Genomic DNA, 21,381 nt, shown 5'->3' on the forward strand with positions numbered 1-21,381 from the left:
GCAGGATGAGCGGATACCGGATGCTGATCGGCGGCGAACTGGTGGAGGGCGCGGCCAGCCTCGATGTGATCAACCCGGCAACGGGCGCGCCCTTCGCCCGCGTTCCCCACGCGTCGAAAGCCGATGCCGACGCCGCCATCGCGGCGGCCAAGGCGGCGGTGCCGGGGTGGTCGGCGGTGCCCTTTGCCGAGCGGCAGGCGAAGCTGGTGGCGCTCGCCGATGCGGTCGCGGCAAACGGCGAGGAACTCGCGCGGCTGATCACGCAGGAGCAGGGCAAGCCGCTCCCCGAAGCGATGGGCGAGGTCGCCTGGACCGAGGGCTATCTGCGCCACTACGCCACTCTGGAACTGCCCGACCGGGTGATCCAGGACGACGAGAGCGGCTACATCGCCGTCCAGCACCGACCGCTGGGGGTGATCGTCGGGATCATCGCGTGGAATTTCCCGCTGCTGGTCGCCTGCTGGAAGATCGGACCCGCCGTGCTGGCGGGCAATGCCATCGTGCTGAAGCCCGCGCCCACCACCCCCGTCACCGCATTGAGGCTGGGCGAATTGTGCCGCGAGATATTCCCCGCGGGCGTCGTCAACATCATCACCGATGCCAATGACCTCGGCCCCTATCTCACCAGCCACCCCGATGTCGCCAAGGTCGGCTTCACCGGATCGACCGCGACCGGCAAGGCGATTGCCGCCTCGGGCGCGAACACGCTGAAGCGCGTGACGCTGGAACTGGGCGGCAATGACCCGGCCATCGTGCTCGAGGATGTCGACGTGCGCGAGACCGCCAAGGCGATCTTCGGCAATGCCTTCCTCAATTGCGGGCAGGTGTGCCTTGCGGTGAAGCGCGCCTATGTCCACGCCGACATCTACGACGCCATGTGCGCAGAACTCGCCCGGCTCGCCGAGGAAGCCATCGTCGGCGACGGGCTGGAGCAGGGAACCACCATCGGCCCGATCCAGAACAAGATGCAGTTCGAGAAGGTGAAAGCCTTCCTCGAAACCGCTAAGGCCGACGGCACCATCATCGCCGGGGGCGAGGTGCTGGAGCGCGACGGCTATTTCCTCCGCCCGACCGTGGTCCGCGACGTCAGCGACGGGGACACCATCGTCGACGAGGAGCAATTCGGCCCGATCCTTCCCGTGATCCCCTTCGACGATGTCGAGGACGTCATCGCCCGCGCCAACCGCAGCGACTACGGTCTCGGCGGGTCGGTCTGGTCGAAGGATGTTGCGCGGGCGGCCGCGATTGCCGGGCGGATCGAGAGCGGGCAGGTCTGGGTCAACCAGCACGTCGCCATCGGCCCGCATATCCCGATGGCCGGCTTCAAGAATTCCGGCCTCGGGGTTGAGCAATCGGTCGAAGGGCTGGCAGAATATGCCCAGATTCAGGTCATCAACGTGGCGCGGTGAGAATGGAAAGTTATGCCAAGGGGCCGACATCGACCCCGCTTCTGACGGATACCATCGGCGCGGCGCTGACGCAGGCGGCGGCACGCTGGGGTGACCGGCTGGCGCTGGTCTCGATGCATCAGGACGTCCGCATGACGTGGGCGAAGCTCGATGCCGAGGCGGAGAGAGTCGCCTGCGGGCTGCTCGATCTCGGGGTGGCGAAGGGCGACCGCGTCGGCATCTGGGCGCCCAACTGCGCCGAGTGGGCGGTGATCCAGTTCGCGACCGCCAAGATCGGCGCGATCCTCGTCAACATCAATCCGGCCTACCGCATCAGCGAGGTCGAATATGCCTTGAACAAGGTCGGGTGCAGCGCGCTCGTCACCGCAGCGCGTTTCAAGACTAGCGACTATATCGCGATGCTGCGCGAGCTGGGGCCTGAGCGCCTGCCGCATCTCAAGCTGATGGTCGCGCTAGGCGAGGAACGTCACGCGGGCTTCAAGGCGTGGGACGACCTGCGCGCCGAAGCCGATCCGGCGCGGCTGGCGGCGACGGCGGAAGGCTTGTCCTGCCATGATCCCATCAACATCCAGTTCACCAGCGGCACCACCGGCTTTCCCAAGGGCGCGACGCTGACCCACCACAATATCCTCAACAACGGCCTCTTCACCGCGAAGACCATCAAGGTCGGGCCGGAGGATCGCATCTGCATCCCGGTGCCGCTCTATCACTGCTTCGGCATGGTGCTGGGCAACCTTGCCGCACTCACCAGCGGGGCGGCGATGGTCTATCCGGGCGAGGCCTTCGACCCCGTGGCGACCTTGCAGGCCGTGGCGGCAGAGGGCTGCACCGCGCTCTATGGCGTGCCGACCATGTTCATCACCATCCTCGGCCAGACCGGGCTGGGCGATTACGACGTCTCCACGCTGCGCACCGGGATCATGGCGGGGGCCACCTGCCCCGTCACCGCGATGCGCGGGGTGATGGACAAGCTCAACATGACCGAAGTCACCATCGGCTACGGCATGACCGAGACGAGCCCGCTGACCACCCAGACCGCGACCGACGATCCGCTGACCGAGCGGGTCGAGACCGTCGGCCGCGTCCATCCCCATGCCGAGGCCAAGATCATCGGCCCCGACGGCGCCACCCTGCCGCGCGGGGAACAGGGCGAATATTGCTCGCGCGGCTATGCCGTCATGCTCGGCTACTGGGACGATCCCGACAAGACCGCCGAGGCAATCGACGCCGATGGCTGGATGCATTCGGGCGACCTCGCGACGATGGACGCGAACGGCTATGTCCGCATCACCGGACGCATCAAGGACATGATCATCCGCGGCGGCGAGAACATCTACCCGCGCGAGATCGAGGAATATCTCCTCACCCACTCGGCAATCGCCGATGCGCAGGTCTTCGGCGTGCCCGATGCGGTCTATGGAGAGGAAGTGTGCTGCTGGGTAATCCCCCGCCCCGGCGCTGCGCTCCAGCCCGAGGACGTGATCGCCCACTGCAAGGGGCAGATCGCCCACTACAAGGTGCCGCGCCACGTGCGTATCGTCGACAGCTTCATCATGACCGTCACCGGCAAGGCGCAGAAGATCGAGATGCGCAAGGTGATGGAGGCCGAGCTTTCGGCCACCGCCTGACCGGCCCCAGCCCAAGGATTGCACGCAATGACCAAGACCCTTCTCCTGCTGGCCGCCTTTGCGCCGCTCGCTGCGCTGGCCTCGCTTTCGTCGGCGCCGGTGACGGCGGCTGCCGCAGCCGCACCGCCTCCTGCCCCGCCCGCCGCCTTCGGGCCTTGTGCGACGTGCCACTCGGTCAAGAAGGGCGAGCGTTCGGGCTTCGGCCCCAACCTGTTCGGCGTGGCGGGCACCCGTTCCGGGGCTATCGGAGGCTACGCCTTCTCCCCCGCAATGAAGAAGGCCGATGTCGTGTGGAACCGCGACAATCTCGACCGGTTCATCGCCGCGCCGCAATCGGTGGTGCCGGGAACGAAGATGGCCTACCCCGGGCTCAAGGATCCGGCCAAGCGCAAGGCGATCGTCGACTATCTGATGGCCCTCAAATGAGCGATGCGGTGCTGCTGACGGCAGACAGCGGCGTCGCCTCGCTGGTGCTGAACCGCCCGCTGCAGGGCAACAGCCTCTCGGCCGGTCTGGTCGCAGCGCTTCGGGCGGCGCTCGAAAAGCTGGCCCCGCGCGAGGACGTGAAGGTCATCATCCTCTCCGGCGCGGGCGGGCGGATCTTCAGCGCGGGGCACGATCTCAACGAATTCACCGGCGATCCCGGCGAAGAGGCGCTGCGCGCCGACTTCGCGGGGCTGGTCGGCCTGATGCAGCAGATCATGGCCCAGCCGCAGATCGTGATCGCCAAGGTCGAGGGCGTCGCCACCGCGGCAGGCTGCGAGCTGGTCGCCGCCTGCGATCTCGCGCTGGCATCGGACGCGGCGCGCTTTGCCGTGCCCGGGGTCAATATCGGCTTCTGGTGCCACACCCCGCAGGTGCTGCTGGAGCGCAGCGTCGGCCGCAAGCACGCGATGATGATGCTGGCGACCGGCAGCCTGTTCCCGGCCGAGCACGCCTTGCGGATCGGCCTCGTCAACGCGCTGCATCCGGTGGACGAACTGGATGCGGCGGTGGACGCGCTAGCCCGCACCATCGCGAGCAAACCCGCCTCGGTGCTGCGCGCGGGCAAGGCATCGTTCCAGCGCCAGAGCCGGCTGCCGCTGGAAGAGGCCTACGCCTTCGTCCAGAGGGAGGCGCTCGCCAACATTGTCCATCCCGACGCGACCAAAGGCATTTCGGCCTTCCTCGAAAAGCGCCCGCCCAAGTGGTGACTTGCCCGGGAGCTGCCGCTGCGCCTGTGGCCCGGGAACGACGGCTTTGTCCCGAACCCGGCCAGGTCGAACGACTTGTCGGTGAATAGGGGGTTGGTGGACAGGGCTGGATTCGAACCAGCGTACGCTTGCGCGGGCAGATTTACAGTCTGCTGCCTTTAACCACTCGGCCACCTGTCCACACAGTCCCTTGCCTTGAAGGGGGCCATCTCGAAGCGCCGGAAGCGCTGAAATTGCGCGAGTCCCCGAGGGGGCCCGCTGCCGAGAGGCGCCCCTTTGGCGAAGCGGTGCTTGCCTGTCAATGCCCCTGCTGGCAGGGGGCGCGTTTGGAAGGCCTCAGGCGGGAAACAAAATGAGCAAAGGCGAGAAGAAGCGCGCGCTGCGCGGGCGTGCGGGGCGGATGAAGGGAGGGCGCGGCTCGGGCCGGGCTTCCTCCGGGCAGGTGCGCCTGTGGGGCCGCCATGCGGTCGAGGCGGCGCTCAAGAACCCCGAGCGCCAGCACAGGAAGCTCTGGGCGACGCCCGAGGGAATCGAAAGCCTCGACGGCGAGCTGCCGCCCGATTTCCCCATCGAGCACGCGCAGGCCGCAGACCTTGCCCGCCTTGTCGCCAAGGATGCGCCGCACCAGGGGCTGGTGCTGGAATGCGCGCCTCTGGAAGACGTGTTCCTCGACGAGGTCGCGCTGGGCGAGGCGGAGCGGCCGATCGTGGTGCTCGACCAGGTGACCGATCCGCATAACGTGGGCGCGATCCTGCGCTCGGCGGCGGCTTTCGGCGCGGCGGCGATCGTCACGCAGGACCGCCATGCCCCGCCCGAAGGCGGGGTGCTCGCCAAGGCGGCCTCGGGTGCATTGGAGACCGTGCCCTGGGTGCGCGTGGTCAACCTCGCCCGCGCGCTGGAGGAGCTTGCCGACGCCGGCTACTGGCGGATTGGGCTGGCGGGCGAGGCCGAGGCCGTGCTCGCCGACATCCTGCCCACCGGCCCGGTCGCGATCGTGCTCGGTGCGGAGGGCGAAGGCCTCAGGCACAACATCGCCGCGCATTGCGACGTGCTCGCCAAGCTGCCGATCTCCTCGGCGATCGAGAGCCTCAATGTCTCCAACGCCGGTGCGATTGCGCTTTATGCGGTGGCCTCGCGCGGGTAGAAGCGGGGACGAGAGGGGGAATTACCATGACGATGTTCTCGCACATCCGGCTGCGCGCCGCCGCACTGCTGACCGGCTTCGCGCTGGCGCTCAGCGGCTGTTTCATGACGCCGGGCACGTTCACCTCCGAGCTCGCGATCACCGGGCCGGACAGCTTCACCTTCACCTATGAGGGCGAGATCTTCTTCCTCGGTCTCTCCAAGCTCGCGCAGATGGACGCAGGGAAAGAGGAATTCACGCCCAGCGAATGCTACAATGACGAGACCTTCGAGACCCGCGACTGCACCGAGGAAGAACTCGCCGCCCAGCGCGAAGAGTGGGAAGCGGGCGCAGCCGAGCGGGCCGAGCAGGCGAAGAAGCAGGCCCAGCAGATGGCGGCGCTGATGGGCGGGATCGACCCCAGCGACCCCAAGGCTGCCGATGAACTCATCAAGCTGCTCCAGCGCCAGAAGGGCTGGGAGCGGGTGGTCCACAAGGGCGACGGCGTGTTCGACGTCAGCTACAAGATTTCGGGCACGATGGGGCACGACTTCATGTTCCCGCTGATCGAGGGCATCCCGACCACCAATCCCTTCGTGCAGGTGTTCCTGCGCAAGGGCGGTCAGGTGCGGATCAACGCGCCGGGCTTCTCGGCGCAGGACAGCGGCAGCGCGGGGATGGGAACGGTCCTGGGCGCGGGCTCCTTCGCCGGGCTCGCCGCCATGGGCGCGGCCGAGGAAGCGGCCAAGAACGGCGGGGACGCGGCGAGCATCCCCGGCGTGCCGCAGATCGACGGCACCTTCACCATCCGCGCCGCGCCCGGGATGCGTATTCTCGCCAACAACACCGATGAAGGCCCGGTCGCGAGCACCGCGGGCGAGGCGCTGGTGTGGCAGATCAGCCCGCGCACCGCCGAGGCCCCGACCGCGCTGATCGCCGCCGGCAACTGAACCCGCGGCAAGGGCCATGAAAAAACCCCGCCAGCCGCTAAGGCTGGCGGGGTTTTTCGTGCCCCTGTCGTATCAGGCGCGGGTTAGTTGACCGCGTCCTTCAGGCCCTTGCCCGCCTTGAACTTGGGCTGGTTGGAGGCCTTGATCTTCATCGGCTCGCCGGTGCGCGGGTTGCGCCCCGTCGAGGCCTTGCGCTTGGCGACCGAGAAGGTGCCGAAGCCGACCAGCCGCACCTCGTCACCGCTCGACAGCGCCTTCGTGATCGCATCGAACACGCTTTCGACCGCGCTCGATGCATCGTTCTTCGAAAGACCGCTCGCGTTGGCAACTTCGCTGATCAGGTCGTTCTTGTTCATATGGGAACCCCCTCGCTTCAGGATTTCGTTGTGTCTGTGAATCGCACGTGCCGAAAGCGCGCAAATTGAGACGTTTTTGCCAAGCCTGTCAAAGCCTATCGGCTTCGGTCACAGGCCCGGGCAAAAAGACGTGGAACTTCCCGCGCCTAACCTGGGTTGGACGCGCGGTTCAGTCCCGTTTTGCCGACTGCCGGAAGAATGCGACCCTGCGGCGAATCACCGCAAGTAAGCCGTGTTTAGCGGCTCAGTGCGCGGTTGGCACCTCTCCCGTCGCGCCCGATGAGCCCGATGCGGAGGGATTTGCGCCCGGCTGACTGGCGAGATCGTCGGCCTCGGTCCACTCGATCGGCGAGAGCGGCTCGACCAGCGCGCGGGCGAGCACCTCGTCCACATGCGACACGGGCACGATCTCCAGCCCCTCCTTGGCGTTGGCGGGGATTTCGGCGAGGTCCTTGACGTTCTCCTCGGGGATAAGGACGGTCTTGATGCCCCCGCGCAGCGCCGCGAGCAGCTTTTCCTTGAGACCGCCGATCGCCAGCACGCGGCCACGCAGCGTGACCTCGCCGGTCATCGCCACGTCGGGGCGCACCGCGACGCCTGTGAGGGTCGAGACGATCGAGGTGACCATCCCGATGCCTGCACTCGGCCCGTCCTTGGGCACCGCGCCCTCGGGCAGGTGGATGTGGACGTTCTTGCGGTTGAAGACAGAGGGCTTGATCCCGTAGGCGGGCGCCCGCGCCTTGACGAAGCTGAAGGCCGCCGCGACGCTCTCGTTCATCACCTGGCCGAGCTTGCCGGTGGTCTTGACCTCGCCCTTGCCAGGCGTGGTGACGCTTTCGATGGTGAGCAGCTCGCCGCCGACCGAGGTCCAGGCGAGACCCGTCACCGCGCCGACCTGCGGTTCCTCTTCCGAAACGCCGTGCTTGAAGCGCCGGACGCCGGAGAAGTCGCCGAGGTTTTCGGGCGTGATGGTGACGCTTTGCGCCTTGCCTTCGAGGATCTGGCGCAAGGACTTGCGCGCGAGCTTGGCGATCTCGCGCTCGAGCGTGCGCACGCCGGCCTCGCGGGTGTAGTAGCGGATCAGATCGCGCAGGGCCTCTTCCTGAAGGGTGAATTCGCCCTTCTTCAGCCCGTGCGCCTTGACCTGCTTTTCGACCAGATGCCGCTCGGCAATCTCGACCTTCTCGTCCTCGGTGTAGCCTTCGAGGCGGATGATCTCCATGCGGTCGAGCAGCGGCTGCGGCAGGTTGAGGCTGTTCGCGGTGCATACGAACATGATGTCGCTGAGGTCGAGGTCCAGTTCGAGATAATGGTCCTGGAACTTGGCGTTCTGCTCGGGGTCGAGGACTTCCAGCAGCGCCGAGGCCGGATCGCCGCGGAAGTCCTGGCCGAGCTTGTCGATCTCGTCGAGCAGGAACAGCGGATTGCTCGTCCCGGCCTTGCGCAGATTGGCGACGATCTTGCCCGGCATCGAGCCGATATAGGTGCGCCGGTGGCCGCGGATTTCGGCCTCGTCGCGCACCCCGCCCAGCGACTGGCGCACGAATTCGCGGCCCGTCGCCTTGGCGATCGACTTGCCAAGCGAGGTCTTGCCCACGCCCGGAGGGCCGACGAGGCACAGAATCGGCCCCTTCAGCTTGTTGGTGCGCGCCTGCACCGCGAGATACTCCACGATCCGGTCCTTGACCTTCTCGAGCGCATAGTGATCGGCATCGAGCACGCGCTGCGCGGCCGCGATGTCCTTCTTCAGCTTCGACTTCTTGCCCCACGGCAGGCCGAGCAGCACGTCGAGATAGTTGCGGATCACCGTCGCCTCGGCGCTCATCGGCTGCATCGAGCGCAGCTTCTTCAGTTCTGCCTGCGCCTTGGCCTTGGCTTCCTTGGAGAGCTTGGTCTTCTCGATCTTCTCGGTGAGTTCGGCGATCTCGTTGCCGCCCTCCCCGTCCTCGCCGCCGCCGAGTTCCGACTGGATCGCCTTCAGCTGCTCGTTGAGGTAATATTCGCGCTGGGTCTTCTCCATCTGCCGCTTCACGCGCCCGCGGATGCGGCGTTCGACCTGGAGGACCGAGAGCTCGCCTTCCATGAAGGCCATCACCAGCTCGAGCCGCTTCAGCGGATTGCTCTCGGTCAGCAGCGATTGCTTGTCGGCCACCTTGGCGCTGATCGCGGCGGCGATGGTGTCGGCGAGCTGGCCGGCATCGTCGACCTCGCTGAGGTCCACGCCCGCGTCCTCGCCCATCTTCTTGTTGAGCTTCACATATTCGCCGAACTGCTGGGTCACCTGGCGCATCAGTGCGGTGACCTCGCTGCCCGAGACGGTCTCGGGCACGATCGCCTCGACCTCGGCGAGAAGGTGCGTGCCGACATTCTCGAGCGCGGAAAGCCGGGCGCGGGTCTTGCCCTCGACCAGCACGCGCACCGTCCCGTCGGGCAGCTTCAGCAGCTGGAGCACCTGCGCAATCACGCCGACATCATAGAGGTCATCGCCCTCCGGATCGTCGCAGCCCGGATCGAGCTGGGCGAGCAGGACGATGTCTTTCGACGCCTCCATCGCGGCCTCGAGCGCCGCCACCGATTTGTCGCGGCCGACGAAGAGAGGCACGACCATGCCGGGAAAGACAACGATGTCGCGAAGGGGGAGGAGGGGGTAGGTATGGGTCATGGCGGAGATATGGGAAGCGGGGCGCTCACCCGCAATGGGGCGCACGGGTTAGACTGTGGACATGAATGACAGGGATTTAAGACTTTTCATCTAGGCCTGCCGCAATCGCACAGGAGGCAGAGATGAAAGCGATGTTCTGGGTCATGGGCGGCTGGGTGTTGCTCATCGCCGCGAAATTTGTCGAAGCGATCGGCGACCGCGGCGCGACCGCGGGCGAACGCCTGCCGATCTACTCCTTTGCCATTGTCGTTCTGTGCGGCGCCGCGTTCTGCTTCATCAGAGCGGGCCGCGTCCTCTGGGACAACTTCACGGGCAAGAACAAGGGCGGCAGCGGGCCCGGCGGCGGCGCACGTCCCGCCCGGCGTCTGGCGGACACCCTCCCCGACGACGGTGCCGACAGCTTCGATGTCGATGCCGCCTTCGCCCGCTACATGGAGCGGCGCGGCGAGAGCGGGTCGCAGGCCCCCCAGCCGAGTGGCCAGAACGCGCTGCCGCCGCCGCAGCCGCGCGGGTTCGGTCGCAAGGGCGCCTGATCGCTCGCCCCCCACACGGCGTTAACCCTTGCCCGCTATCCTCGCACCTGCTGCGAACCGGAGCGACGCGCGATGAAGACAGTGATCTGGATTGCCTGCGGGATCGGCCTCAACGTCGCGGCAGCCGCGCTGCACGGCGGCACTGCGCCGCAGGCGATGATGACCACGGGCCTTGCGGGCACCCTCCCCAAGCTGCTGCTGGTGGCGACGGGCAATATCTGCATCTGGCGCGGTCTGCGCAGCGCCGTGGGCGACCTGTGGGGCGTGGCGACCGGCAAGAGCTATCGCAAGCCGGAGGCTCGCAGCCGCTTGGGCGAGGATGACGCGCCGGTCTCGGACTTCGATGCCGACGAGGCCTTCGCGCGCTACATGGAGCAGCGCAAGGCGCGCGAAGAGGAGCCGGAGCCGGACAACAAACCGCGCCCCGCTACTCCCCGGCCGTCACCCCGCGCCCCGGCGGCCCCGCAACGGGGCTTCGGGCGCAAGGCGGTCTAGCAGCGCTTAACCCAGCCCGGGCAGATTGAAGCCCGGCGGCAGGCCCATCGAAGACTGCATGTCCTTCATCTGCTGCTCCGACACGCGGTCGGCGCGGTCGCGGGCATCGTTGAAGGCGGCGGCGACAAGGTCTTCGAGAATCTGCTTGTCGTCGGCGTTCATCAGGCTGTCGTCGATCGAGACCCCGAGAATGCGGCCCTTGGCACTCGCGCGGACCTTGACGAGGCCGCCACCGGCGGTGCCCTCGACTTCGATCGAGTCGAGCTTCACCTGCATCTCGTTCATCTGCTTCTGGATGGTCTCGGCGGCCTTCTGGGCGGCGGCCATCATCTCTTCCATCGACTTCATCGGGGGTTACTCCGTCAATTCCAGGGGGGGCTAGAGCTTGAACCGGCCGAACCGCTCGCGGCCTTGAGCGGGGCGTCCAGCAGTTCGGCATCGGGGAAGGCTTCGAAGGCGGCCTTGACCAGCGGATCGGAGCGGATGCGCGCGTCCTCGGCGGCGGCGGCGGCCTCGGCGGCTTCGCGCAGGGAGGGCTGCGCGGTTCCGGTGCCGCGCTCGATCTGCCAGCGCTTGCCGGTGAGCTTGAACAGCGCCTCGCGGATTTCGGGCGCGGGGTCATCGGGGAAATTGTCGGCCTGCTGGTAAACAAGGCGCTCGGGGCCGAGCTCGATCACCCGCACACGGTCGCGCATCATCTGGGCGATGCGGAGTTGGCCCATCGCATCGACCTGATCGACCAGCGCGGCCCAGCTCTGGTCAGGCGCGGCAGCGACGGGCGCGGCGGTTGGCGCGGAACCGGCAGTCGTGGGTGCAGCGGCGAGGCCGTTCGCCGCCAGTTCCTCGATCCGCTTCGCAAGCTTGCCCGGATCGGGCATCTGCGCGGCGTGGAGGATGCGCAGCAGCGCCATCTGGAGCGAGACCAGCGGATCGGGCCCGGTGCGCACCTCGTCGTGGCCCTTGAGCAGCAGCTGCCACAGCCGGTGCAACTCCGCCGCCCCCAGCCGCGCGGCGAAATCGGCGAGCGCGGCGCGTTCGTCCTCGGCAGGAGCATCGGGCTCGCCGCCCGAGACCTGCGCGAGGGTGACACGGTGGACGAGGTCCATCAGCGCGCGCATCAGCGCCAGCGGTTCGACGCCGAGCGCATATTGCTCGTCAACTGCGGCGAGCAAGGCCTTGGCATCGCCTGACAACAGGTGCCCGAGCAGGCGGCGCTGCGCGCTCTTGTCGGCGAGCCCCAGCATGTCGCGCACGCGCGCGGCGGCGACCTTGCCCTCACCGTCGAGATCGGCATGGGCAATCGCCTGGTCGAGGATCGAGAGCCCGTCGCGCACCGATCCTTCGGCGGCGTTGGCGATGATCCCGAGCGCCTCGGCTTCGGCCTCGACGCCTTCCAAAGCGCATACTCGCGCGAAGTGCTCGGCCAGCAGCGGGGCGGGGATGCGCCTGAGGTCGAAACGCTGGGTGCGGCTCAGCACCGTGACCGGCAACTTGTCGACCTCGGTGGTGGCAAACAGGAACTTCACATGCGGCGGCGGTTCCTCAAGTGTCTTGAGCAAGGCATTGAAAGCATTGCGCGACAGCATGTGAACTTCGTCGATGATGTAGATCTTGTAGCGCGCCGAGACCGCCGCATAGCGCACCTGCTCGATGATCTCGCGCACATCGTCGACCCCGGTGTTCGAGGCCGCGTCCATCTCGATCACGTCGATATGGCGCCCCTCGGCGATGGCGGTGCAGGGCTCGCACACGCCGCAAGGGTCGATGGTCGGCCCGCCCTGCCCGTCGGTGCCGACGCAGTTCAGCGCCTTGGCGATGAGGCGCGCGGTCGAGGTTTTGCCGACCCCCCTCACCCCGGTCATCAGGAATGCGTGTGCCAGCCGGTCGCGGGCGATGGCATTGGCGAGGGTGCGCACCATCGCCTCCTGCCCGATCAGCTCGGAGAAGGTCTGCGGGCGGTATTTGCGCGCGAGCACGCGGTAGGCCTGCCCGCCGCTCCCCGACGTCGCCGCAGGCCGAGGAGGCTGAGGGAGCCCTGCTGGCGCAGGGTCCGACGTGGCCGCTGGCGGGGGCGCCTCCGGCGCGGGCGCGGGCGGCGGTACCGGATCGCCGAACAGCGCGCTCTGCCCCGCCGCCTCGAGCTCGGCGGCGGTCGGCCCGGTGTCTTCCTCGGGAAGGTCTGGATCGGAATCGCTCATATGCCGCCATCTTAGGCCTGCCCCGCGCCAATGTCGAAGGCTTGCCGGTGATCATCACCATCCCCGCGCTTGACGGAGGCGCCCCGTCTGCAATCTAACTCAGGTTAAGAGGGAGGGCCGCGATGACCATCACGCCGGGTCGCATGACCGACAATCACGAGGGGCCGCTGGTCGTGTTCCTGATCGGGATGCGCATCAACCATTTCCACAAGGTCGGCAAATGGCTACCGGTGTTCCGCGCAATGGGGCCGATGCTGCGCGAGCTCTACAGCAACCCCGAGAGCGGCTTCCTTGGCACCGAATATGCGCTGTGCTCGCCGCGCCAGATCCTGCTGCTGCAATATTGGCGCGATTTTGATTCGCTCGAGGCCTATGCGCGCGACCGCAATGCGCGCCACTGGCCGGCCTGGACCGCGTTCAACAAGGCGATCGGAAACGACGGGACGGTGGGCATCTATCACGAGACCTATGCGGTGGCGGCCGGAGCGCACGAGACCGTCTATGGCAATATGCCCCCGTTCGGGCTGGGGCGCTTTGCCGGCCTGGTACCCGCGACCGGATCGCGCAATGCCGCGCGCGAGCGGATGCGCGTCAGTGCGGGCATTGCGAGCGAGGATGCATGAAGAAGGAGCCGGGCGACCCGCCGCAATCCACCTGTGCTGCTGCCTTCCGGCCCTGACACGGTGAGCGGACGCAAACGTCCACCCGACTCCCGAACCGGCATATGGCGGGGGTTTCGGTAGATTTCAAGCCCGACGTCCCACCCCCGACCCCTCCGGCAAGCGGGAGGGGAGCGAGACTAGGCCCGGACTTGTTCCGGGCCTAGTCGCAGCGGGGTGGGCCTGCGCGCCTAGCGAAAATTGTCGGCGTAAGCCTGGAGCTTCAGGCGCTTGGGCGGGGTCGCAATTACGCGCGCGGGGATGCCGTACTTCTCGGCATAGGCGCGCGCGGCGTCCTTCGAGGGGAAGGTCAGACGCACCTGCGACTGGGTATCGCCCGTGCCCGTCCAGCCCATCAGCGGATCGGCAAAACGCGCCTGCGACTGTTCGAACTCCAGCACCCACTCGTCGGTATGGGCCTTGCCGGACTGCATGGCGTGCTTGGGCTTCTGGTATATCCTTGCGCTCATGCGGTGCCCTTAGATCACGAATCGCTGCGGTTGAAGGCGTTTTTGGTCTTCATGCTCGGCTTTTCGAGCCAGGGCTGGTCGGGCCAGCGGTGCTTGGGATAGCGGCCCTTCATGTCCTTCACCACGTCGCGCCAGCTGCCGCGCCAGAAGCCGGGGAGGTCGCGGGTCGATTGCACCGGACGCCCGCCTGGGCTGGTGAGTTTCAAAAGCAACGGAGTGGTGCCGATCATCGGGTGGGTGTCGAGACCGAACACCCCCTGCACCCGCACCTCGACACTCGGCGCATCGTCGCCCGCGTAGTCGATCGCGTGGCGGGTGTCGGCGGGCGAAGTGAAGTGGGTCGGCGCGGCGCGGTCGAGCATCTGACGCGCGTTCCAGTCGAGCAGGCCGAGCGCGGCCTCGGCAAAGCGGTGGGGCGGGAGATCGAGATCGCGGCGGCCCGACAGCAGCGGCCTCAGCCACCCGTCAGCGTGGGCACGCAGGCTCTCGGGCGATAACGCCTCCACCCCGGCAAAGCGGGCGCGGGCGAGGAAGCCGTCGGGGAGCAGTTCCCCCAGCTTCTCCAGCGCCTTCTCCACAAGGATATCCACAAGCAGTGCGGGATCGGGCGAAGGTTCGGGCACGCTCGCCAGCACGATCGCGCCGAGGCGGCGTTCGCGGCGTGCTTCGACACGGTTCTTCTCGCTGTTCCAGCGGGTTGTGACGCGCTGTTCAAGCTCGCTCGCAAACAGCGCGGCGATCCGTTCGGGAGCGATTTCCGCCCCGGCGGTGATCCGCGCGCCCTTGGCTTGCCCCTGCGCGTCGCCCACTACGATCCATTCGGCACGGGCGAGCGGCGAGGCAGGGTCGAGGATGTAACCGCGCCCCCCCGCACTTTGCCAATGCTCGCCGGAAGGATCACGGCGGCGGGCGACGAAGTCCGGGCGGGCGAGCGCGAGCGCCTCGGCAGCGTCCTGCGCGGGGCTTTCGCCAAGCACGGCCGCCAGCTTGGCTGCCTGCCCCGCCCAGCCGCGCGCGATCCCTGCCGCCGCCGTGCTGCGGGGCGCACGATCCCCGCGCCAGCGGGCGAGGCGCTGCATCAGGTCCTCCCCGCGCCCGCCAAGACCGCGCTCCTGCAACAGCATCACCAGCCGCGCCGCATCCTCACGTTCGCCCGCCGCCGCGCCATGGAGCACGGCCGCGGCCTGATCGGGCGCCATCGGCAGGCTCGCGATCGCCTCGCCCAGCGGGGTGATGCGCCCATCGGTCAGCGCGCCGAGCCCCTCGAGCGCCCGCCGCGCCGCCGCGACCGAGGCTTCGGGCGGCGGGTCGAGCCACGGCAGGCCTGCCGGGTCGACCGTCCCCCACTTCGCCAGCCGCAGCAGCAGCGGGGCGAGGTCGGCCTGCATGATCTCGGCCGGTGCGAAGGGCGGCAGGCCCGCATGCGCGGCCTCCTCCCACAGGCGGTAGGCGACCCCCGGTCCCTGCCGCGCCGCGCGGCCCGCACGCTGCGCGGCCGACGCCTGCGAGGCGCGGCGGGTGACAAGGTGCGTGGTGCCCGCCGCGCGGTCGAATTCGGCGAGGCGGGCAAGGCCGCTGTCTACCACCACGCTCACCCCGTCCAAGGTCAGCGAGGTTTCGGCGATGGCCGTGGCGAGCACGATCCGGCGGCGGCCTTCCGGGTCGCGGCGGATCGCTAGGCGTTGGGCAGCAGGTTCAATCTGTCCGTGGAGCGGGTGGATCGGCGTGTCCGGCAGGCGCCCCTCCAGCCGCTCGCGCACCCGCTCGATCTCGCGCACGCCGGGGAGGAAGGCGAGGATGTCGCCCGCTTCCTCGCGCCAAGCGGTCATCACGGCAGCGGCCATACGATCCTCGATCGCGAGCGAGGCATCGCCGCCAAGCCATTTGATTGTCAGCGGAAAGCTGCGCCCCTCGCTTTCGACGACCGCCGCGCCTTCGCCCAGCAAGCCGGCGAAGCGCGCGCCGTCGATCGTGGCGGACATCACCAGCACGCGCAGATCCTCGCGCAGCACGGCGCGGCTTTCCAGCGCCAGCGCCAGCCCCAGATCGCTGTCGAGCGCGCGTTCGTGTGCCTCGTCGAACAGCAGGGCCGAAACGCCGGGGAGCTCCGGGTCTTCGACCAAGCGGTTGACGAGGATCGCCTCGGTCACGACGAGGATACGGGTGCGGGCGGACACCTTGGTGTCGAGCCGCGTCATATAGCCGACCGTCTCGCCCGGCTTTTCGCCGAGCAATTCGGCCATACGTTCGGCGGCGGCGCGGGCGGCGACGCGGCGGGGCGAGGTCATGATGATCTGGCCGCTGCACCACGGCTCGCTCATCAAAGCGGGCGCGACGGCAGTGGTCTTGCCCGCCCCTGGCGGCGCGATCAGCACGCCAGCACCCTCGCCCGCCAAAGCGGCGCGGACTTGCGGGAGGACGGCGTGGATGGGCAGGTCGAGGCTCACGCCCCGCCCGATAGCCTGCTCAATGCCCGCGCGCGACCGCGAATTGCGCGGCTTCGGCCATCGCCTGACGCGCCTTGCCGTCGGGGAAGATCGAGATCGCGTCGATCGCGCGGTGCGCGAAGTGGCGGGCGCGCTCGCGGGTGTCCTCGACGGCGTTGTGCTTGCCGATCAGCCCGATCGCATGGGCGAGATCCGCGTCCGACGTGCGATGCCCGATGATCGCGTCCTTCCAGAACTTGCGCTCGTCCTCGTTGCCGCGCGCATAGGCGAGGATCACCGGCAGGGTCATCTTGCCCTCGCGGAAGTCGTCGCCCTGGTCCTTGCCCATTTCGGCGGCGTCGGAATCATAGTCGATGGCGTCGTCGACCAGCTGGAAGGCGACGCCGAGGTTGCGGCCATAGGCCTCGAGCGCGCGCTCCTGTTCCTCGGAGCACTCCGCCACCACCGCGCTGATCTGGCTCGCGGCGGCGAAGAGCGCGGCGGTCTTGGCGCCGATGATGTGGAGGTATTGTTCCTCGCTGGTGTTGATCTGGCGCTGGGCGGAGAGTTGCGAGACCTCGCCTTCCGCGATCACCGCACTCGCGCGCGACAGGATCGACAGGACGCGCAGGGAGCCATCCTCGGTCATAAGCTCGAAGGCGCGGCTGAACAGGAAATCGCCGACCAGCACGGTCGCGGGATTGCCGAAGATGATGTTGGCCGCAGCCTTCCCGCGCCTGAGCTCGCTGCCGTCGACCACGTCGTCGTGCAGCAGCGTCGCGGTGTGGATGAACTCGACCGCGGCGGCGAGCTTGTGGTGGCGCGTGCCCTTGTAGCCGACCAGCTCCGCCCCCGCCAAGGTCAGCATCGGCCGCAGCCGCTTGCCCCCGCCGCTGATGAGGTGCCCGGCGAGGCGCGGGATCAGCGGGATCTCGCTCTGCATCCTGTCGAGGATCACCGCGTTGACCGAATTCATCCCGCCTGCCGTCAGCGACAGCATCGGATCCAGCGTCGGTGCCTTGCGCGGCATGGGAATGATGTCGGCACTCATGCTGCCTTGGCTCCTAGGGCGGCCCCAGCGTGCTTGGCAAGCGCAGAATTGCTGCTAGTTTCGCGCGCAATGGCGCATGATCCGCAACACTCCACCGAACCCGACCCCGTGCTGGCGGGCTTCCGCAAGAGCATCGACAATATCGACGCGGCTTTGATCCACATGCTCGCCGAGCGGTTCCGGATCACGCAGGCCGTGGGCGAGTACAAGGCGAGGGCCACCCTCCCCCCCGCCGATCCCGACCGCGAGGCGCGCCAGATCGCGCGGCTGAGGAAGCTGTCGGAGGAGGCCGATCTCGACCCCGAGTTTTCCGAGAAGTTCCTGCGCTTCATCATCGACGAAGTGATCCGCCACCACGAACGCGCCGCGGCGGGCTGATTTCCAGCGACAAAAAAGGGGCACGCAGCCATCCCGGGCTGCGTGCCCCCAGCGTGTTGGCGCGAGGCCGGTCGATACCGGCCAGCCTCGCGCCCGCCACATCCGCGCGCTACGGGTCAACAGGCGTGCGGGGCCGCGGTGCCTGCGGGAGCGGCGGAATCCGGTCGGTCAGCCGCGCGGGCGACGGGCGCGCGGCGGGCGGCTGAAGCCCTCGGCGCGGGTCTTGTTGACGGTGGTGCTCACCTGGCCATTGGCGCGGGTGGTGACGCGGTCGCGCGAGGCGAGGGTCTCGCCTGCCGCATTGGTCACGCTCTGGCTCGCCTGCGAATTGCCCTGCCCGTCACGGCTGCGGCTGCCCGCGAGCCCGTAGGACTGGCCGCCGCGGCCGGTGGCGGTGCCGGTGAAGGTCGAGCCGGTTTCGGTGCGCACACGCTCGCCCTGAAGATCGCGGGTGCGGCCCTGCGTGCCGGTCTGGGTGACCGAGACGGTCGCGCCCGTGTCGGTGCGCTGGCGCACAGCGATGCTGGTCGCGGTCTTGCCGTTGTCGTTGTTGACGGCGACGCCGGTGCGGGTCGCGGTGCCGGTGTCGGGATTGACCGTGGTGGTCTGAGTGGCGGTGTACTTGTCGCCTTCATAGGTCTTGGTGCGGGTCTTTTCCTGCGCGGCGAGCGGCGCGGCAAGCGCGAGCGCGGCAAGCGAGGCGATCATCAGCGGGGTCTTGATCATCGTAATTTTCCTCCATCCTGTCAGGGCCTTGGCCCGTACCGGCGAAAGTGGCGGGGTCGCTGCCGGTGACATGAACTCAACGCCGCTGCCGCGAAGACCCTTCGCGACAGGGAGGAAAAATCTATTCGGAGGGCGGCGTGTCCTGCGGCGGGACAGCAGTCGGCGCAGCCGCGGGTTGCCCGGAAAGGCGAGCCGCGCGGCGGGCGCGCAGTTCCTCGGTGACCAAGCGGCGTTCTTCCGGGGTCAGTTCGCGCCACGCCTTGGCGCGTTCCTCGGGCGACAGGCCGCGCAGGCCACGCAAGCGCTCGCGCGTCTCGGGGATGACGGGCTTGCGGCCGGTCAGATCCTCGCGGGTCAGCGCCTCGCCGTTCTCGACCTTGCGCTGCATCGCCTCGCGCCGCGCGGCGGCGGCGGCATCGGCGCGCTGTTCGCGGGCGGTGACGGCCTGTTCGATCTTGGCGCGCAGCCGCGCCTCTTCTTCGGGCGTCGGCACGCGCAGCCCCGCGGCGCCGCGGCGCTCGATCTCGGACTTGATGCGCTGGTCGATGATCGCGCGGCGTTCCTCGCGGCGGCCGGCGCGAACCTGGTCGACGCGGCGCAGCTTCTCGGCAAGTTCCTCGGGCGTGTCGATCGGGCCTTCGTTGACGACCGGCGCGGGGGTGGGCGCGGGGACAGCGGCGGCGGCAACCAGGGGCTCGGGAGCGGCCGAGGCCTGCGCCTTGCCGGTGAGGCTCGCCCACACGGTCTCGGCCGAGGGCACGGGGATCGCGAGCTGTTCGAGCAGCCCCGTCGCCGCCGCGGCGGTCGCGAGCGCGCCGAAGCTGAGGGCGCCGATGGCGATGCGCTGGCCGATGCGCCAGCGGCGGGTGCGCGCGGGGCGGCGCAGTTCGGGAAGCGGCGCCGGGCGAGCCTCGGCAGCCGCCAGCACGCGGTCGGCAAAGCCCGCGGGCAGATCGGGCGCGCGGTAGCCGTCGAGCACCCGCGCCAGCGGCGAGCCGGGGGCAATGGGTAGCCCGGGATCGGGTTCGTTCACGCTCATGGCGCGTCTCCTTGCGCCGTCAGAGCCTGCCGCAGCGCCGTCCGGGCGCGGTGGAGCAGGCTCTCGAAGGCCTTGATGTTCATGTCCATCGCTTCGGCTGCCTCGGCATTGGGCAGCTCCTCGTAATAGGTCAGCACGATCGCGGCGCGCTGGCGTTCGGGCAGCGCGAGCACGAGGGCCCGCGCCAGATTGTCACGCTCGCCCGCCTCGATCACCGCATCGGCGAGCGGGGCGTCGTCTTCCTCCTCGGGCACCTCGCCGCCCGAGATGCGCCGGGCGCGGCGCAGGCGGTCGATGGCGAGGTTGGTCGCTACCCGTTTCAGCCAGCCGCCGAGCCTGAGGCGCGCCGCCGCCTGGCTGCCGACGGCGTGCTTGGCCGCGATGGCGGGCGCATGGTCCCACAGCCGCAGCATCGCCTCCTGCACGATGTCCTCGGCCTCGTGCGCGTCGCCGGTCATGCGATAGGCGACGCGGTGGAGCGTGGCCCCGTGCCGCGCGATCATTTCGCGCAAAGCCGCCGGATCGCGCGCTGCCAGCCGCTCCGCCCACGCGGCGTCATCGCCCGGCGGCGGGGCGATTGCGGTCGCGGGAGCGGGCTCGGTCGCGGTGTTCATAGGGTCGCAAATGGCCTGTTTGCGTCTGGGTGTTCGCCCCTACAACGCAGGCGGCTAAGAAACCCTTCGCGGCAATTTCACTGCGCGCGCGGCAGGCGCAATTCGACCAGCAAACCGCCCAGATCCTCGCTCTCGCCGAGGGTGACGCTGCCGCCGTAGATTTCCGCCACGTCGCGCACGATCGCGAGGCCAAGGCCGGTCCCGGGCTTGCCGGTGTCGAGCCGGACGCCGCGGTCGAAGATGCGGATGCGCTCGGCCTCGGGGATGCCCGTGCCGTCATCCTCGACCCAGATGAGGCACATCTTGGGATCGCGCTCGGCCTCGTCGGGGTCGATGGTGACGAAGACCGAGCCGCCGCCATATTTGGCCGCGTTCTCGATCAGGTTGCCGAGCAATTCGTCGAGGTCCTGCCGTTCGAGCGAGACCAGCGCCTGCTTGTCGCCCGCGATGTCGAGCCGACCCTCGGGATAGAGCCGCTCGACCGCGCGGCGCACAGCCTCGGCGCTCGCCATGACATTGGTGCGCGCGTGGCCGACCGCGCGGCGGCCGACGGCGCGGGCGCGGGCGAGATGGTGGTCGACATGGCGCTGCATCGTCCGCGTCTCGCGCATCACCGCCTCGCCGAGGTCGGGCGCGCGCGCGGTCGCGGCATTGGTCAGCACGGTCAGCGGGGTCTTGAGCGCATGCGCCAGATTGCCCGCGTGCCGTCGCGCTTCCTCCGCCTGCCGCTCGGAATGTTCGAGCAGGGCATTCAACTCCTCGACCAGCGGCTGCACTTCCAGCGGCAGCGGATCGGTGATGCGGTTCGCGCCGGTGGTGCGCAGGTTCTGGATCGCCGCGCGCACCCGCCGCAGCGGAGACAGCCCGTAGCGGATCTGGAGCAACGCCATGACCAGCAGGCCGAGGCCCAGGACGGCAAAACTCCAGATCAGGATCAGCCGCACCCGCCCGATCTGCGCGTCCATCTGCTCGGTGGCGCTGGCGACCGCGAAGGTCCAGCGCGTCTCGCTGCCGGGCAGGATCACGGTGCGCTCGGCGATTCTCAGCGGCTCGCCCGCAAACTGGTCGGAATTGTAGATGTGCACCTCGCTGTCGAAGTGCTCGCCCTTCCCCTGCGCCCCGTGGAGCTTCAATGTCCGGTCCCACAGGCTGCGCGAGGGCCAGGGTTCGAAATTGCCGCCCGAGATCTGCCAGTAGAGCCCGCTGCCGGGTTCGAGGAAGCGCTGGTCGCCCAGCGTGCGGTAGAACCACACCTCCCCGCTCGCATCGATCTCGGCCGAGGCGATCATCGCGGTGAGCTGGTAGTCGAGCTGTTCGTCGAAATTGGCCTCGACCTGGCTCGTCAGCGTGCGTTCGAGAGCGATGCCGCCGCCCAGCAGGAGGACGAAGATCCACCCCGCCGCGATCAGCACCATGCGCCGCGCAAGGCTGGCGCGGGGCTTGGGCGCGGCAGTGGCAGCGTCCTCGTGCA

The 21,381-nt window shown here is 68.6% G+C and carries 21 protein-coding genes, 1 tRNA gene and 1 other RNA gene; 10 read left to right on the plus strand and 13 right to left on the minus strand.

Annotated features, from left to right (window positions below; genetic code table 11):
• The first annotated feature begins 5 nt into the window (after positions 1–5).
• The 4 genes from PFX90_RS04180 to PFX90_RS04195 are packed head-to-tail and all read left to right on the plus strand — an operon-like array spanning position 6 to position 4,230.
• Positions 6–1,409 carry an aldehyde dehydrogenase family protein gene (locus tag PFX90_RS04180; protein ID WP_285710939.1) on the plus strand — a complete coding sequence of 468 codons (1,404 nt, stop codon included), beginning with the start codon at positions 6–8 and terminating at the stop codon, positions 1,407–1,409.
• A 2-nt stretch (positions 1,410–1,411) separates the two neighbouring features.
• A complete protein-coding gene (locus PFX90_RS04185) occupies positions 1,412–3,037 on the plus strand; it encodes an AMP-binding protein (protein WP_285710940.1) in 1,626 nt (541 codons plus the stop codon).
• Positions 3,038–3,064: 27 nt separating this feature from the next.
• On the plus strand, positions 3,065–3,463 hold the full coding sequence (locus PFX90_RS04190; RefSeq protein WP_285710941.1) for a c-type cytochrome: 399 nt from the start codon (positions 3,065–3,067) through the stop codon (positions 3,461–3,463).
• On the plus strand, positions 3,460–4,230 hold the full coding sequence (locus tag PFX90_RS04195; RefSeq protein WP_285710942.1) for an enoyl-CoA hydratase-related protein: 771 nt from the start codon (positions 3,460–3,462) through the stop codon (positions 4,228–4,230). The genes PFX90_RS04190 and PFX90_RS04195 overlap by 4 nt, the downstream gene beginning before the upstream one ends.
• A 94-nt stretch (positions 4,231–4,324) precedes the next feature.
• Here PFX90_RS04195 and PFX90_RS04200 read toward each other — a convergent pair.
• A tRNA-Tyr gene (locus tag PFX90_RS04200) sits at positions 4,325–4,410 on the minus strand.
• A gap of 172 nt (positions 4,411–4,582) precedes the next feature.
• On the opposite strand from PFX90_RS04200, the gene rlmB reads away from it, so the two are divergent.
• Positions 4,583–5,374: a 23S rRNA (guanosine(2251)-2'-O)-methyltransferase RlmB gene (gene rlmB / locus PFX90_RS04205; RefSeq protein WP_285710943.1), complete on the plus strand. Its 792-nt coding sequence runs from the start codon at positions 4,583–4,585 to the stop codon at positions 5,372–5,374.
• Between the two features lie 26 nt (positions 5,375–5,400).
• On the plus strand, positions 5,401–6,303 hold the full coding sequence (locus PFX90_RS04210; RefSeq protein WP_285710944.1) for a hypothetical protein: 903 nt from the start codon (positions 5,401–5,403) through the stop codon (positions 6,301–6,303).
• Between the two features lie 83 nt (positions 6,304–6,386).
• Here PFX90_RS04210 and PFX90_RS04215 read toward each other — a convergent pair whose 3' ends face one another.
• Both PFX90_RS04215 and lon read right to left on the minus strand, forming a co-directional pair.
• Positions 6,387–6,659 (minus strand): HU family DNA-binding protein, encoded by a 273-nt coding sequence (locus tag PFX90_RS04215; RefSeq protein ID WP_073973754.1) that lies wholly within the window; start codon positions 6,657–6,659, stop codon positions 6,387–6,389.
• A gap of 244 nt (positions 6,660–6,903) precedes the next feature.
• Positions 6,904–9,321, minus strand: coding sequence for an endopeptidase La (gene lon, locus PFX90_RS04220; protein WP_285710949.1), 2,418 nt, complete (start codon positions 9,319–9,321; stop codon positions 6,904–6,906).
• Positions 9,322–9,443: 122 nt separating this feature from the next.
• Between lon and PFX90_RS04225 the strand changes: the two genes are divergently transcribed.
• Both PFX90_RS04225 and PFX90_RS04230 read left to right on the plus strand, forming a co-directional pair.
• A complete protein-coding gene (locus PFX90_RS04225; RefSeq protein ID WP_285710951.1) occupies positions 9,444–9,854 on the plus strand; it encodes a hypothetical protein in 411 nt (136 codons plus the stop codon).
• A gap of 72 nt (positions 9,855–9,926) precedes the next feature.
• Entirely contained in the window at positions 9,927–10,349 is a 423-nt protein-coding gene (locus PFX90_RS04230) for a hypothetical protein (RefSeq protein ID WP_285710953.1), read from the plus strand.
• Between the two features lie 6 nt (positions 10,350–10,355).
• On the opposite strand, the gene PFX90_RS04235 is transcribed toward PFX90_RS04230, so the two are convergent.
• Together PFX90_RS04235 and PFX90_RS04240 are read right to left on the minus strand one after the other, a co-directional pair.
• Positions 10,356–10,697 carry a YbaB/EbfC family nucleoid-associated protein gene (locus PFX90_RS04235; protein ID WP_285710955.1) on the minus strand — a complete coding sequence of 114 codons (342 nt, stop codon included), beginning with the start codon at positions 10,695–10,697 and terminating at the stop codon, positions 10,356–10,358.
• A gap of 14 nt (positions 10,698–10,711) precedes the next feature.
• Entirely contained in the window at positions 10,712–12,547 is a 1,836-nt protein-coding gene (locus PFX90_RS04240) for a DNA polymerase III subunit gamma/tau (RefSeq protein WP_285710957.1), read from the minus strand.
• A 122-nt stretch (positions 12,548–12,669) separates the two neighbouring features.
• Here PFX90_RS04240 and PFX90_RS04245 point away from each other — a divergent pair, with 122 nt between their 5' ends.
• Positions 12,670–13,170 (plus strand): DUF4188 domain-containing protein, encoded by a 501-nt coding sequence (locus PFX90_RS04245; RefSeq protein ID WP_285710959.1) that lies wholly within the window; start codon positions 12,670–12,672, stop codon positions 13,168–13,170.
• Here the strand turns inward: PFX90_RS04245 and ffs are convergent.
• The 4 genes from ffs to PFX90_RS04265 all read right to left on the minus strand — a co-directional run bounded on the left by ffs (position 13,169) and on the right by PFX90_RS04265 (position 17,153).
• Positions 13,169–13,263, minus strand: an RNA gene (gene ffs / locus PFX90_RS04250) — signal recognition particle sRNA small type. The two genes, PFX90_RS04245 and ffs, sit on opposite strands and share 2 nt — an antisense overlap.
• A 134-nt stretch (positions 13,264–13,397) precedes the next feature.
• Positions 13,398–13,676 (minus strand): ETC complex I subunit, encoded by a 279-nt coding sequence (locus PFX90_RS04255; RefSeq protein WP_285710961.1) that lies wholly within the window; start codon positions 13,674–13,676, stop codon positions 13,398–13,400.
• A 14-nt stretch (positions 13,677–13,690) separates the two neighbouring features.
• Positions 13,691–16,123 (minus strand): ATP-dependent helicase HrpB, encoded by a 2,433-nt coding sequence (hrpB, locus tag PFX90_RS04260; protein WP_285710963.1) that lies wholly within the window; start codon positions 16,121–16,123, stop codon positions 13,691–13,693.
• 19 nt (positions 16,124–16,142) lie between these two features.
• The gene (locus PFX90_RS04265) at positions 16,143–17,153 is read right to left on the minus strand and encodes a polyprenyl synthetase family protein (protein ID WP_285710965.1); all 1,011 of its coding nucleotides are present in this window, start codon (positions 17,151–17,153) and stop codon (positions 16,143–16,145) included.
• Positions 17,154–17,222: 69 nt separating this feature from the next.
• Here PFX90_RS04265 and PFX90_RS04270 point away from each other — a divergent pair, with 69 nt between their 5' ends.
• Entirely contained in the window at positions 17,223–17,531 is a 309-nt protein-coding gene (locus tag PFX90_RS04270; RefSeq protein WP_285710968.1) for a chorismate mutase, read from the plus strand.
• A 168-nt stretch (positions 17,532–17,699) separates the two neighbouring features.
• Here PFX90_RS04270 and PFX90_RS04275 read toward each other — a convergent pair whose 3' ends face one another.
• The 4 genes from PFX90_RS04275 to PFX90_RS04290 form a co-directional block, all read right to left on the minus strand.
• Entirely contained in the window at positions 17,700–18,257 is a 558-nt protein-coding gene (locus tag PFX90_RS04275; protein WP_285710970.1) for a hypothetical protein, read from the minus strand.
• A gap of 121 nt (positions 18,258–18,378) precedes the next feature.
• On the minus strand, positions 18,379–19,296 hold the full coding sequence (locus tag PFX90_RS04280; protein WP_285710972.1) for a hypothetical protein: 918 nt from the start codon (positions 19,294–19,296) through the stop codon (positions 18,379–18,381).
• Complete coding sequence (locus PFX90_RS04285; protein WP_285710974.1) at positions 19,293–19,910, minus strand: sigma-70 family RNA polymerase sigma factor; 618 nt, start codon at positions 19,908–19,910, stop codon at positions 19,293–19,295. The genes PFX90_RS04280 and PFX90_RS04285 overlap by 4 nt, the downstream gene beginning before the upstream one ends.
• A gap of 77 nt (positions 19,911–19,987) precedes the next feature.
• On the minus strand, positions 19,988–21,325 hold the full coding sequence (locus PFX90_RS04290) for a sensor histidine kinase (protein WP_285711243.1): 1,338 nt from the start codon (positions 21,323–21,325) through the stop codon (positions 19,988–19,990).
• Positions 21,326–21,381: the final 56 nt, after the last annotated feature.

This window comes from Erythrobacter oryzae (assembly GCF_030271515.1).
Lineage (GTDB): Bacteria > Pseudomonadota > Alphaproteobacteria > Sphingomonadales > Sphingomonadaceae > Erythrobacter > Erythrobacter oryzae.